Origin of the sequence: Nitrobacter sp., assembly GCF_051535235.1 — a bacterium.
Lineage (GTDB): Bacteria > Pseudomonadota > Alphaproteobacteria > Rhizobiales > Xanthobacteraceae > Nitrobacter.
The window spans coordinates 312,873-325,206 of the sequence record NZ_JBPPLZ010000002.1; the positions used below are offsets into that span (position 1 = coordinate 312,873).

At 64.3% G+C, this 12,334-nt stretch carries 12 protein-coding genes; 7 read left to right on the top strand and 5 right to left on the bottom strand.

All coding sequences use genetic code 11. The features are described 5' to 3' along the window. Positions 1-127 precede the first annotated feature (127 nt). Positions 128-523, top strand: coding sequence for a response regulator (locus ACS3WA_RS03950; RefSeq protein WP_079447564.1), 396 nt, complete (start codon positions 128-130; stop codon positions 521-523). A gap of 199 nt (positions 524-722) precedes the next feature. On the opposite strand, the gene ACS3WA_RS03955 is transcribed toward ACS3WA_RS03950, so the two are convergent. The 3 genes from ACS3WA_RS03955 to ACS3WA_RS03965 all read right to left on the bottom strand — a co-directional run bounded on the left by ACS3WA_RS03955 (position 723) and on the right by ACS3WA_RS03965 (position 4,424). Continuing rightward, on the bottom strand, positions 723-1,577 hold the full coding sequence (locus ACS3WA_RS03955) for a TIGR01459 family HAD-type hydrolase (RefSeq protein ID WP_438277258.1): 855 nt from the start codon (positions 1,575-1,577) through the stop codon (positions 723-725). Between the two features lie 15 nt (positions 1,578-1,592). After that, entirely contained in the window at positions 1,593-2,966 is a 1,374-nt protein-coding gene (locus tag ACS3WA_RS03960; RefSeq protein WP_438277259.1) for an EAL domain-containing protein, read from the bottom strand. Positions 2,967-3,086: 120 nt separating this feature from the next. Then, a complete protein-coding gene (locus tag ACS3WA_RS03965) occupies positions 3,087-4,424 on the bottom strand; it encodes an aspartate aminotransferase family protein (RefSeq protein WP_438277260.1) in 1,338 nt (445 codons plus the stop codon). Between the two features lie 252 nt (positions 4,425-4,676). On the opposite strand from ACS3WA_RS03965, the gene ACS3WA_RS03970 reads away from it, so the two are divergent. The 3 genes from ACS3WA_RS03970 (at position 4,677) to hisS (ending at position 8,526) form a co-directional block, all read left to right on the top strand. Continuing rightward, positions 4,677-5,120: a TadE/TadG family type IV pilus assembly protein gene (locus ACS3WA_RS03970; RefSeq protein WP_438277261.1), complete on the top strand. Its 444-nt coding sequence runs from the start codon at positions 4,677-4,679 to the stop codon at positions 5,118-5,120. A gap of 11 nt (positions 5,121-5,131) precedes the next feature. Then, a complete protein-coding gene (locus ACS3WA_RS03975; protein WP_438277262.1) occupies positions 5,132-6,793 on the top strand; it encodes a pilus assembly protein TadG-related protein in 1,662 nt (553 codons plus the stop codon). Positions 6,794-6,954: 161 nt separating this feature from the next. After that, positions 6,955-8,526 carry a histidine--tRNA ligase gene (hisS, locus tag ACS3WA_RS03980; protein WP_438277263.1) on the top strand — a complete coding sequence of 524 codons (1,572 nt, stop codon included), beginning with the start codon at positions 6,955-6,957 and terminating at the stop codon, positions 8,524-8,526. Between the two features lie 217 nt (positions 8,527-8,743). Here hisS and ACS3WA_RS03985 read toward each other — a convergent pair whose 3' ends face one another. Together ACS3WA_RS03985 and ACS3WA_RS03990 are read right to left on the bottom strand one after the other, a co-directional pair. Then, positions 8,744-9,274: a DUF3617 domain-containing protein gene (locus tag ACS3WA_RS03985; RefSeq protein WP_438277264.1), complete on the bottom strand. Its 531-nt coding sequence runs from the start codon at positions 9,272-9,274 to the stop codon at positions 8,744-8,746. A gap of 50 nt (positions 9,275-9,324) precedes the next feature. Beyond that, entirely contained in the window at positions 9,325-9,615 is a 291-nt protein-coding gene (locus ACS3WA_RS03990; protein WP_438277265.1) for a hypothetical protein, read from the bottom strand. Positions 9,616-9,949: 334 nt separating this feature from the next. Here ACS3WA_RS03990 and ACS3WA_RS03995 point away from each other — a divergent pair, with 334 nt between their 5' ends. From ACS3WA_RS03995 to ACS3WA_RS04005, 3 genes are all read left to right on the top strand, one after another. Then, on the top strand, positions 9,950-10,405 hold the full coding sequence (locus ACS3WA_RS03995) for a hypothetical protein (RefSeq protein ID WP_438277266.1): 456 nt from the start codon (positions 9,950-9,952) through the stop codon (positions 10,403-10,405). A 173-nt stretch (positions 10,406-10,578) separates the two neighbouring features. Next, positions 10,579-11,268, top strand: coding sequence for a ribonuclease T2 family protein (locus ACS3WA_RS04000; protein WP_438277267.1), 690 nt, complete (start codon positions 10,579-10,581; stop codon positions 11,266-11,268). 187 nt (positions 11,269-11,455) lie between these two features. After that, positions 11,456-12,310 (top strand): 23S rRNA (adenine(2030)-N(6))-methyltransferase RlmJ, encoded by an 855-nt coding sequence (locus tag ACS3WA_RS04005; protein ID WP_438277268.1) that lies wholly within the window; start codon positions 11,456-11,458, stop codon positions 12,308-12,310. The last annotated feature ends 24 nt before the right edge of the window (positions 12,311-12,334 follow it).

The following is a 12,334-nucleotide window of genomic DNA, read 5'->3' on the forward strand; positions in this document are numbered from 1 at the left end:
TAGTAGGAAGGGGTGCCGACCCGCGGGGGCAGGACCGGCGAATTCCGGCATGCTCCCGAGGATGGCCCGCACAGGCGGGCCTTGACGATTTCGGCACACATAGAATGTGGCGTGCAGGGGGTTCGAAATGGCAGTTGATTTGTCGATGTCGGTACTTGTGGTGGACGACTACAACACCATGATCCGCATCATCCGGAATCTTCTCAAGCAACTCGGGTTCGAGAACATCGACGACGCCAGCGACGGTTCGGCGGCGCTGAACAAGATGCGCACCAAGAAATACGGCCTCGTGATCTCCGACTGGAACATGGAGCCGATGACCGGCTACGATCTTCTCAAGGAAGTCCGCGCCGACGCCAATCTGGCGATGACGCCGTTCATCATGATCACGGCGGAGTCAAAGACCGAGAACGTGATCGCCGCCAAGAAGGCCGGCGTGAACAACTACATCGTCAAGCCGTTCAACGCGGCGACGCTGAAGAACAAGATCGAAGCGGTGTTTCCCGACAACGTCCCGGCGTAGAGTAGTTGGTGCTGACGGAAACAAACTGATCCGTCGTGGCCGGACTTGTTCCGGCCATCCACGTCTTTTTGCGTTGAGACTCCAAAGACGTGGATGCCCGGCATAAAGCCGGGCATGACGGGTTGCTGATTCCGTAGACGCTGCGCATCACGCCGCTTCGCTGTGCGCCGCGCGGCGTCCGGAGCGCGCCTCGCGCCCCTCACCACTTCAGTTCGCGCATCAGCGCCAGCGGCGGATGACCGAACAATTCCTTGACCGAGGCGGGATCGAGCTGGTCGACGCCGGCGAATTCATCGGAATGGATGCCGCGCGTCAGGAACAGCAGGTCGATGCCGAAGGCGTGGGCGCCCATCAGGTCGGTGCGCACGGAATCGCCGATCGCGAGCACCCGGTTCAACGGCGTATCCTGGCCGCGCCGCTCCCGCGCCAGCGCCATCGCGCGCTCGTAGATCGGCCGGTGCGGCTTGCCGTAGAAAATCACCTCACCGCCGAGTTCGCGATAGAGTTCGGCGATGGCGCCGGCGCAATAGAGCAGGCGGTCGCCGTGTTCGACGACGATATCGGGATTGGCGCAGATCAGCGGCAGCTTGCGTTCGCGCGCCTGCATCATCAGGGCGCGATAGTCCTCGGCGGTTTCGGTCTCGTCGTCGAACGGGCCGGTGCAGATGATGTAGTCGGCGTGCTCGATCGGTGCGAATACGGGATTGAGGCCGCTGTGGATCGAACTGTCGCGCTCCGGCCCGAGCCAGTAGACCGCCTTGGTGGGATGCTCGGCGACGTAGCAGCGCGCCAGATCGCCCGATGAAGCGATGGCATCATAGCAGTCGTCGGGGACGCCGAACTTGCGCAATTGCCGTTGCACCGCCTCGGCGGGGCGCGGCGCGTTGGTGATGAGGATGACGGTCCCGCCCTTGTCACGGAACGTCTTCAGCGCCGCGCAGGCTTCGGGAAAGGACACCAGGCCGTTGTGGACGACGCCCCAGATGTCGCTGAGCACGACATCCCTGCCGGTCGCGAGGTCGCGCAGATGTTCGACGAAACGAAGGGCCGTCATGGCACTCGGATGCTCTCAGACCGCACCGCCGGCGCGGCGCGCCAGTGCGGCGGTGCCGGTCAGGCGGGGCGGATGGTCCGGCTTGGTAACGCCGGCTTTCGGCTTGTCGGCTGTGTCCGCCGGCGCATCCGGACGCAGCGGTCGCGGCGCGGCGAACAGAAAACCCTGACCGAAGCGGATGTCGTAATCGAGCAGGTCGACCACCGCCCGTTCGTTTTCGATCCGCTCCGCGATCAGGTCGATGCCGAACCGTCCGAGCAGATCGGAGATGTCGGCCGGATGGATGTCGGAGGCCGATGTCTGATGCGGATCGAGAAGGAGCGAGGCCGGCACCTTGATGAAGCGGACGCCGCGGTCGGCCAGTTCGCGCGGCTCGATGCGCAGGTCGGTCACATGGTCGATGGAGAACCGGTAGCCGCGCTGCGCCAGCGCGGCAAGGTGCTCGCTTTCGGTGAGGCCGAGGCCGCGCAGCGTGCTGTGCTTGAATTCGAGGATCAGCGAAGGCGCCAGCGCGCGATTGGCTTCGAGAAAATCGAGGCACTGCCCGAATGCGGCGCGGTTGCCGAGCGTCGCCGCGGAGAGATTGCAGAACAGGCTGGCGTCCTTGTTGCGCATCTGAAGGCGGCGCAGCACCTCCATGCAGCGCACCACCACCATGTTGTCGATGCGTCCCATCAGGCCGGCCGCTTCGGCGGCGGGGATGAAATCGCCGGCGGCGAGGTGCGTGCCGCGGGCATCGCGCAGCCGCACTACGGCTTCGTAATAGCGCGTCTTGCGCTGCGGAAGCGTGACGATGGGCTGCAGGAAAATATCGACGCTGTCATCCTCGATGGCGCTCCTGATCGTGGTCAGGATCGGCGAGTCGTTGCGGTTCGGCGCCGAACTCGCTGCGGGGGGGCGGACGGGGGCGGGCGCCGCAGCCCATATCGGAGGCGGGGGGGCGGCCACCGGGGGTGGGACGGCTGGCGGCAGCGCCGTCAGGATATCCTCATGGGTTGCTACAGAGACGGCGAGTTGCCTGACCAGCCCGCCAAGCTCGTTGATTTCCCCGAGCGCGGATTGAAGTCCCGATTGAATGCGGTCGTGCGCGGCGGAATTGGTCGAGACCACCTTGCTCTCGGCGGCGGCGAGGCGGCGCCCGAAGTCACCGACCTGGCGGGCGAGGTCGGCGATGCCGTGCGACAGATCGGCGATCTGGCCGTCGACATCGCTGCGGTCGCGCATCCGCATCGATACCGCGTTGAACAGAACGAGGAAGGTCAGCGCCGCCAGCGCCACGACGGCGGCTTCCGACGCGTTCAGGCTGGTCAGCGAATAGAGCGCGACGCCGAGCGAGCCGGAGACCAGCACCATGCAGATGGCAACGAAAATCGTGGAAATACGGATCATCTGGCGCGTTAAAGGCTCCCGCCGCCGAACGATTTCCGGCGTTTTCGGACCGTCACACTACCATTATCGGTGATTCGGCGGGCAGTCTTCTACCGTTTCCGCCGGAATCGGACCAGACGCTCAGGCGACCGCGCGAATCACCCTGGCGACCTTGTCGATGATCTCGCCAATCTGATCCTCGGTGACGATCAGCGGCGGGGTCAGCGCCAGCGTGTCGCCGGCGATGCGCATCATCACGTCGTGGTCATGGAATCCGCTTCTCAGCGCCGCGAAGCCGCGGTCGCCCGGGCCGTTGCCGTTGGGAGCAAGATCGATGCCCGCCGTGATTCCGACGGTGCGGATGTCGACCACGTTGGGCTCGTTGCGCAGGCTCATCACCGCGTCGGCGAATGTCGGTTCCAGGGTTCTGGCGCGCTCGAACAGCTTTTCGTCGCGATAGATGTCGAGGGTGGCGAGGCCGGCGGCGCAGGCCAGCGGGTGCGCCGAATAGGTATAGCCGTGGAACAGTTCCACGGCGTTGGGCGGGCCGGACATGAAGGCGTCGTGGATAGTGTCGCGCACCAGCACGCCGCCCATCGGAGCCGCGCCGTTGGTGATCCCCTTGGCGAAGGTGATCATGTCGGGCAGCACGCCGTAGCGTTCGGCGGCGAATGCGCAGCCGAGCCGGCCGAAGCCGGTGATGACCTCGTCGAAGATCAGGAGGATGCCGTGCCTTGCGGTGATCTCGCGCAGCCGCTTGAGATAGCCTTTGGGCGCCGGCAGCACGCCGGTCGATCCTGCCATTGGCTCGACGATCACGGCGGCGATGGTGTTGGCGCCGTGCAGGCCGACGAGGCGCTCCAATTCGTCGGCGAAATGCGCGCCATAATCCGGCTCGCCCTTGCTGAAGGCCTGCTTCTCGCGATCATAGGTGGATTGCAGATGGTCGACGCCGGTGAGCAGCGTGCCGAACATCTTGCGGTTGCTGACGATGCCGCCGACCGAGGTGCCGCCGAAGCCGACGCCGTGATAGCCGCGCTCGCGACCGATCAGGCGGATACGGCTGCCCTGGCCGTTGATCTGGTGATAGGCCAGCGCGACCTTCAGCGCGGTGTCCGCGGCCTCCGATCCCGAATTGCAGAAGAACACGTGATCGAGCCCGTTAGGCGCGAGCGCGGCGATGCGGTTCGCAAGCTCGAACGCCTGCGGAATGCCGAACTGGAACGGCGGCGCGAAGTCCAGCGCCTCGGCCTGCTTGCCGATCGCCGCCGCGATTTCCGCGCGGCCGTGACCGGCATTGCAGCACCACATGCCCGCGGCGCCGTCGATGATCTTGCGGCCGTCGGTTGAGAAATAGTGCATGCCCTTGGCGCTGGCGATCAGCCGGGGCGCCGCCTTGAAGGCGCGGTTGGCGGTGAACGGCATCCAGAACGCAGCCAGATCGTTCGGCGCGGGCGGGGCAGGGCTCTTGTCTAGCATCGAAGGCCTCTTCTTGATGTCTCGGCATGTTCGGCGCCAGCCTAACCCCTTTTTGCAAGGCTGCGAAATGCGGTTTGCCGCATCGAGCCCATGTGTGTCCGGACGTTGCGCGAATTGTGTTGGAAGTGCCTGCGCCACGCGCGCGGTAAGGGCTGCTTCCGGAGCAGGCGAACGTCCGGCGCACGTATATACCACCTTTAGTGTAGAAATTCATTCATATACACTTAATGGTTGTATGGCTCAGTACGCCGTATGAGTTTCTTCGGCAAACGCTCCGCCTCTTCCAGATTGCGCCGGGTGGCGCGCTGCGCCCGCGGCGCGTCGGCGGTCGAGTTCGCGATGTTGCTGCCGCTGTTCCTGGTGCTGGTGTTCGGCATCGTCGTGTTCGGCGCCTATTTCACGATGGTGCACGGCGTGCAGCAACTCGCCGCCGAAGCCGCGCGCTCCTCGGTTGCGGGCCTGAGCGAGGCCGAGCGGGTGAGTCTCGCCGAAAGCTACATCACCGCGAATGCCGGCTCGTATCCGCTGTTGCAGCCGGCTCGCCTGTCGGTGAGCGCGGCAACGTCGGGCAGCGACGTTTTCGTGGTCACCGTCAACTACGACGCCTCCGGCAACTTCCTCCTAACGCTGCCCCTGGTGCCGTCGCCGCCGACCACCATCGTCCGCTCGGCGGCGATCCCGTTCGGCGGCTTTTGAGGAGACGTGTGATGCCAAACCTGCTTCGGCGCTTTGTCTCGGATACGCGCGGCAACTTCGCGATCATGGGCGCCGGATGCATGGTGCTGGTGATCGGCTGCGCCGCGCTCGGCGTCGACATCGGCTCGATCTATGCCGATCGCCGCAAGTCGCAGAGCGCGGCCGACCTCGCGGCGATCGTCGCCGCGGGCAACATCGGCAAGGCTAGGAACGCGGCGGCCGCCACGGTGACGGCCAACGGTTATCCGGCGAGCGCGCTGGTCTCGGTCGAACTCGGCACCTATACCGCCAACGCCGCGATTGCCCCGCGGGCGCGCTTTGCGACGCCGGGAAGTGGAACCGCCAACGCGGCGAGGGTGACGCTGCGCACGCAAACTCCGCTTTACTTCGCGCGCATGTTTACCGGGGGCAATCACTTCGACATCACCACGCGCGCCACCGCGGCAAGCACCGCGATGGCGTCGTTCGCCATCGGCTCGCGTCTGCTCGCGCTCAACGGCGGCCTGCTCAATGCGGTGCTCGGCCGCATGTTGGGGACGACTCTGTCGCTGTCGGTGATGGACTATCAGGCGCTGATCGATGCCCACATCGACGCCTTCGATTTCCTCAACGCGCTGGCGACGCGGCTTGACCTGACCGGCGTCACCTACGATTCCGTGCTGGCGGGCAACGTGAAGGTCGCCGACATCGTGGCGGCGATGCTGAGCGCGCAACAGGCGGCGAACGGCCTGAACGCGGCGACAGTGGCGCTGTCGAACATCTCGCTGGCGCTTGCCGGGGTGACCACCACCATCGTGCCGGGAACGCTGATCGACGTCGGCCCCTATTCGGCGATGACGGTTGGCTCGAAACCGAAAACCGGCGTCAGCGCATCGCTGTTCGACCTGTTGTCGGCGACGGGCGCGATCGCCAACGGCACCAACCAGATCGCGGCGTCCGTCAATCTCGGCCTGCCCGGCATCGCCGCCGTCTCCGTCATGGCGACGATCGGGGAGCATCCTCAAGGCGCAAGCTGGATGACGGTGGGCACGCAAGGCGCGAGCGCGCATACCGCCCAGACCCGCGTCCTGATATCGATCAGGCTGCTTGGCAGCGGCGCTGTGCCGGCCGTCAATCTGCCGATCTATGTCGAGGTCGCATCTGGAACAGCAACGCTCGACGGCGTGAGTTGCGGACGCTCGGACGTGACGGCGTCGACCGCCACCCTCGGCGTCACACCCGGCATCGTCGATGCCTGGATCGGCAACGTCTCGGCGTCCGAGATGACCAACTTCACCAGCAAGCCCGATCCCGGCGCGGCGACGCTGGTCAATCTCGGTGCGGTCACCGTGACCGGCCGCGCCCATGCCGGCATGGGCAATACCACGCCGACGCCGGTGACCTTCGGTTATGCCGACATCGCCGCACAGACGAAGAAGACCGTGACCACCACCGATTTCACCTCGTCGCTGACCGCGAGCCTGCTCGGCGATCTTTCGCTCAAGGTCAATGTCGGACCGCTGGGCCTGCCGGTCCCCGGCCTCGGGCCGGCCGTGACCGGAATCATCGGCGGCGCCACGGCCTCGATCGATCAGGTGCTGGCGCAGGTTTTGGCGACGCTCGGCATCGGCATCGGGCAGGCCGACGTCTGGGTCTCCGGCATCCGCTGCGACGGCGCGGTGCTGGTGAATTGAGACTCAAGGTCGGATAAGACGCTCTTGCTCCGCTCCTCCCTCTCCCCGTTTACGGGGAGAGGGGTGGGGTGAGGGGCTGTTCGCAAACGAGAGCGCCTTGCCCGGCTGCGCCTCGGCTGATAACCCGGCTGTAAGTCAATGCTGACTTGCAAACGAGCCCCATGTCCGACAAGAAATCGAAAAAGCCGCAAAAGCTCCGCGCCCGCCTGCCGCGCGGGCTGGAAGATCGCGGCCCCGCCGCCATCGCCGCTACGCGGCAAATGGTGGAAAAAATCCGCGCGGTCTATGAGCGCTACGGCTTCGAGCCGGTGGAGACGCCGGCTTTTGAATACACCGACGCGCTCGGCAAATTCCTGCCCGATCAGGACCGGCCCAACGAGGGCGTGTTCTCTTTTCAGGACGACGACGAGCAGTGGATCAGCTTGCGCTACGATCTCACCGCGCCGCTGGCGCGTTACGTCGCGGAGAATTTCCAGAACCTCGCGCTGCCCTATCGCAGCTATCGCGCCGGCTACGTGTTCCGCAACGAGAAGCCGGGGCCGGGACGCTTCCGCCAGTTCATGCAGTTCGATGCGGACACCGTCGGCAGCGCGTCGCCCGCCGCCGACGCCGAGATGTGCATGATGGCCGCCGACACCATGGAGGCGCTCGGCATCCCGCGCGGGCAATACGTTGTGAAGGTGAACAACCGCAAGGTGCTCGACGGGGTGCTTGAAAGCATCGGCCTCGGCGGCGACGAGAACGCGGGACGGCGGCTGACAGTGCTAAGGGCGATTGATAAGCTGGACCGGTTAGGCGTTGAGGGTGTGCGGCAGTTGCTAGGTGAAGGCCGGAAGGATGAAAGCGGAGATTTCACGAAGGGCGCGCAACTCAATTCAGATCAGATTCATGGCGTTCTGGCTTTGCTTGGTTCTAAGCCTCAACTGGTTGATGTGAAATCGCTACAACAGTGGGAGCAAGAAGACTCACTGTTGGAAGGGACATCACTTGCCTTTACTAACCGTGAAACTCTGAAGGTATTTCGAGGCCATTTTTCTGAGTGTTCTGAAGGAGTCGATGAACTCGAAGCAATTTCTGAGCTTTTCTATTCGAGTAGATATGGCAGCAAACGTATTCTGATCGATCCCTCCGTCGTGCGCGGCCTCGAATACTACACCGGCCCTGTCTACGAGGTCGAACTGCTGCTCGAGACCAAAGACGACAAGGGCCGCCCGGTGCGGTTCGGCTCGGTCGGCGGCGGTGGGCGCTATGACGGTCTCGTGTCGCGCTTCCGCGGCGAGCCGGTGCCGGCGACCGGCTTCTCCATCGGCGTGTCGCGGCTGCAGGCGGCGCTCACCATGCTTGGCAAGCTGGATACGAAGCCGCAGGCGGGGCCGGTAGTCGTCACCGTGTTCGGCGGCGACATCGCGGGCTACCAGAAGATGGTCGCGGACCTGCGCAACGCTGGAATCCGCGCTGAACTCTATCTCGGCAACCCGAAACATTCGCTTGGCCAGCAGATGAAATACGCCGACAAGCGCAACTCGCCGTGTGCGATCATTCAGGGCACCGACGAGAAGGCCAACGGCAGGGTGCAGATCAAGGACCTGATCGCGGGCGCCGGGCTGACCTCGATCGAGGATCGCACCGAGTATCTGAAGAAGCAGGCCGAGGCGCAGATCGAGGTCGGCGAAAGCGATCTCGTCGCGGAGGTGCAAAAGCTGCTCGCGCGCCACGGCGTGAGCTGGGGTTAGCCACGGCCGCTGTCATGCCCGCCAACGGGTCCGGCTTCGCCGGCCCGATGACAGGCTCCGGCGGGCATCCAGTATGCCGGAACACTGGACCATGGCGCTGCGGGTACCGGATCATCCGCCTTCGCGGATGCTGACAAAGAAAATTTGCCTGAAGAACCGCCAGGTACGATGCCATGAGCATTTCTCCCCGTAAGGCCGGGGAGAGATTTGAGCTCCGTTACTTCGGCACCATCGACTTGAATTTTTCAAGATCGCGCATGTTCATCTTGAAGCCGCCGGGCATCACCACGTCGCCGGGCTTCTGACCTTCCTTGCAGGGGCCGGTCCATTTCGCGGCCATCGTGATCTTGCTGTCGCGGGTTCCGAGCCTGCCGCCTTCGCTGCGCGATGTCACGGTCACGGTATAGGCGGAATTGAAATCGCCGGTGGTTTCGGCATGCGATGTCACGGTCGCGCCCGCCATCATGCAGACCGAATCCATGACATAGCCTGCCGCGGTTTTCTGAATGTCGCTCTTCGAGCAGTTCTGCTTGGCGGAGGGAGCGAATTCGGAGGTGAACTCGCGGTCCACGGCCTCGCTGGTACATTGCTGGACCGTCACGTCAGGCATCTTGGCGCCCTCGTGATCGACCTTGATGTCCCATAGTCCGGCCTTGCGCAGCGGCAATTGCATCTCCGCCAATGCCGGTGCCGCCGAGAGAAGCAGCAGCGGCAAGAAGGGAATCGAAAGTCGAAGAGACCGTCGCATCGCAGGCTCCGTCAAAGGATCAGAATTCGCAAACGTGGGATCAGGATCGCTCAGTAGCGCGTCCGCAGCGGAGGCTGGTCGGGCCCGTAGGGCACCCACCGGCAGGCGAACGAGATATAGCCGCCCGGATAGGCCTGGACGCCAAGAATTTTCGCCACCTTGCCGTAGCGCGCGCAATGATCGACCGCGATCACGCGGACGTCGGCGGTTCCGGCCAGCGCATAGGAGATGATGCCACCGGTGTCGTTGCCCTTGACCGGTGGCACCCAGTCGGCCCGTGCCGGTCCGCAAACCAGCGCGCCCGTCATCGCCGCCAGCAAAGCCGCTCCGAGCAATCTCATCGTTATCTCCATCGTTGCCGGTTCAAGTCTAGAACGCCGCGCCGGCCATGAAAAGAACAGCAAGCCGGTCGAAATGGAGTTAGGCGGCGGGTGTTGCCGTGTCGCACTTGACCTTGTGCGGGCTTCGCGGCACCGTCTCCAGTGGAGTGAACTTGACATTCGCTACCCGCTTTGCAGCAAAATCCGGCAGGCGAATGTCAAATTCAAAATTCCACTAGAAACCTGATAGTTGCTAGTGATCCTTTGATTCTAACATTTGCATGAACTCCCTGCCGCAACGGGCTGCAATGTTAGAATCGAACCACTGGCCTCGGATCACCGGCGGATGCTTCCCATGCGCAACCTTATCACATCCTTGAAGAAAGCCGGCCCTGGCGCGGTGCTCGGCGCAGCGTTGGGACTGTTTGGCGCCCTGCCGGCGGCGCAGGCCTTCAATTTCCCCGTGTTCGGACCGGGGTACGAGGGACGGTTGCCAGCCTGCGAAGCCGGGCTGCCGGTCATCACGTCGGAGTTCTGGGAGAAGGAGAACAACTTCTGGAGTTCTCCCCTGCGAATTACGGCCTATGGCAACGTCCATGAAACGGCGTTCCGGCCGTGGCAGTCCGACAACATCCCGCGCCGCTATTGCACGGCGGACGCGATGGTCAGCGACGGCAAGATCCGCACGGTGCACTATTCCATCATCGAGGATGGCGGGTTTGCCAGCATCGGACAGGGCGTCGAGTGGTGCGTTGTCGGCCTCGATCGCAACTGGGCCTACAATCCGGCTTGCCGCGCAGCGCAGCCCTGAGAGCATTCTCCGTCAAATGCAGATCCGGTTTGCGGAGTGAATTCGACATTCACGCCCCGCCAAGCCCAAGCCATCGATTCTGACATCTGCAAGAAGGCTCGCTGAAATGCGATGCCAATGTTAGACTTCGGAACAACGGGGCCGGATGTCGGCCGGGCTGGGAGTTTGGCGTCATGAGGTGGGTGTCGCGCGCGGCCGCCGCGTCCGTTCTGTCGTGGCTGATCCTGTTTGCGGGGTTGACGCACGGCGCGGCGCAGGACCGTCGCCAGAACGCGCCGGGGGCGTTCGATTTCTACGTGCTGTCGCTGTCGTGGTCGCCGTCGTTCTGCGCGGCCGCGGCCGAGCGCGGCAACGCCGGGCGTTCGCAGCAGACCCAATGCGGCGGACGGCCGTATTCTTTCGTGGTGCACGGGCTCTGGCCGCAATACGAGCACGGCTTTCCGGATTATTGCCAGCGTCCCGCGCCCCGGCTCGATCGTCGCATCATGTCCTCGATGCTGGACCTGATGCCGGCCCCCGGCCTGATCTACAGCGAGTGGGACAAGCACGGCACCTGCTCGGGCCTCGGCGCGCAAGCCTATTTCGAGATCGTCCGCAAGGCCCGCGCCGCGGTGAAGGTGCCTGCGGAATTCGTCGATCTGTCGGAGCCGAAGAGCATCGCGCCCGATGACATCGAGAGCGCCTTCATCAAGGATAATCCCGGGCTCAGCCACTCCGCGATCGCGGTGATCTGCGACCGCACCAGGCTCAGCGAGGTGCGCATCTGCATGAACAAGGACCTGCAATTCCGCGCCTGCGAGGAAATCGACCGCCGCGCCTGCCGCAGGGATCAGGTCGTGCTGCCGCCGGTGCGCGGGGGCTGATATTTCGCTCGCTTGTACGCGTGTCGCATCGCCGCCGTAAGACGTCATTGCCGGGCATAGCCGTTGAACGGCGTCGCTTCCGCTTGCCAATGCCGGCAATCAATCTCCTTTTCGCGAGATGGATGCCCGGATCAAGTGCGGGGCTGACAGAATTGATTCGACCAGCACCAAAAAGAATCCATCGCCCATGAACTACCGCCATGCCTTCCACGCCGGCAACTTCGCCGACGTCATCAAGCACATCGTGCTGGTCCGCATCCTGATCTACCTGCAGGAGAAGCCGGCGGCGTTCCGCGTCATCGACACCCATGCCGGCGCCGGCATTTACGATCTCGCCGGCGAGGAGGCGGCACGCGGCGGCGAATGGCTGACCGGCATTGCGCGGCTGATGCAGGCGCGGTTTTCCGACGCGGCCGGCGCGCTGGTCACGCCTTATCTCGATATCGTCAGGGCCTTCAATCCGCAGCGCGACCTGCGATCCTATCCGGGGTCGCCGCTGATCGCGCGCGCTCTGCTGCGGCCGCAGGATCGTCTGGTGGCTTGCGAACTCGAACCCGTCGCCCGCAAGCACCTGATCGGCGCGCTGCGCCGCGACGTCCAGGCCAACGTCGTCGATCTCGACGGCTGGACCGCGCTTTCCGCTTTCGTGCCGCCGAAGGAGCGGCGCGGACTGGTGCTGATCGATCCGCCGTTCGAGCACAAGGACGAGTTTGACCGGCTGGCGGACGGATTTGCCGCCGCCTTCGCGAAATGGCCGACCGGCTGCTACATGCTGTGGTATCCGGCGAAAAGACGCCGGGCGACGGATGATCTGGCGCGCAGGGTCGGCGGCGCAGTCGGAGGCGATGCCGACAGATGTCTGCGGCTTGAATTCAGCGTTATGCCGCAGACGCCGGACGGGCCGCTCACCGCAGCCGGACTCCTGATCGTCAATCCGCCGTGGACGTTGAGGGCTGATTTGAAGCTCATCCTCCCCGAACTGGAAAAACCGCTGGGCCAGGGTGGCGCCGCCAGGTTCAGGCTGGAGGCGGTCGGGGGTTGAGCCGATCCCAACTTGCAATTTCGC

Excerpts from the sequence above, each read along its gene's own strand:
- ACS3WA_RS03950 (WP_079447564.1), top strand. The coding sequence starts at position 128 with ATGGCAGTTGATTTGTCGATGTCGGTACTTGTGGTGGACGACTACAAC.
- ACS3WA_RS03955 (WP_438277258.1), bottom strand. The coding sequence starts at position 1,577 with ATGACGGCCCTTCGTTTCGTCGAACATCTGCGCGACCTCGCGACCGGC.
- ACS3WA_RS03960 (WP_438277259.1), bottom strand. The coding sequence starts at position 2,966 with ATGATCCGTATTTCCACGATTTTCGTTGCCATCTGCATGGTGCTGGTC.
- ACS3WA_RS03965 (WP_438277260.1), bottom strand. The coding sequence starts at position 4,424 with ATGCTAGACAAGAGCCCTGCCCCGCCCGCGCCGAACGATCTGGCTGCG.
- ACS3WA_RS03970 (WP_438277261.1), top strand. The coding sequence starts at position 4,677 with ATGAGTTTCTTCGGCAAACGCTCCGCCTCTTCCAGATTGCGCCGGGTG.
- ACS3WA_RS03975 (WP_438277262.1), top strand. The coding sequence starts at position 5,132 with ATGCCAAACCTGCTTCGGCGCTTTGTCTCGGATACGCGCGGCAACTTC.
- hisS (WP_438277263.1), top strand. The coding sequence starts at position 6,955 with ATGTCCGACAAGAAATCGAAAAAGCCGCAAAAGCTCCGCGCCCGCCTG.
- ACS3WA_RS03985 (WP_438277264.1), bottom strand. The coding sequence starts at position 9,274 with ATGCGACGGTCTCTTCGACTTTCGATTCCCTTCTTGCCGCTGCTGCTT.
- ACS3WA_RS03990 (WP_438277265.1), bottom strand. The coding sequence starts at position 9,615 with ATGAGATTGCTCGGAGCGGCTTTGCTGGCGGCGATGACGGGCGCGCTG.
- ACS3WA_RS03995 (WP_438277266.1), top strand. The coding sequence starts at position 9,950 with ATGCGCAACCTTATCACATCCTTGAAGAAAGCCGGCCCTGGCGCGGTG.
- ACS3WA_RS04000 (WP_438277267.1), top strand. The coding sequence starts at position 10,579 with ATGAGGTGGGTGTCGCGCGCGGCCGCCGCGTCCGTTCTGTCGTGGCTG.
- ACS3WA_RS04005 (WP_438277268.1), top strand. The coding sequence starts at position 11,456 with ATGAACTACCGCCATGCCTTCCACGCCGGCAACTTCGCCGACGTCATC.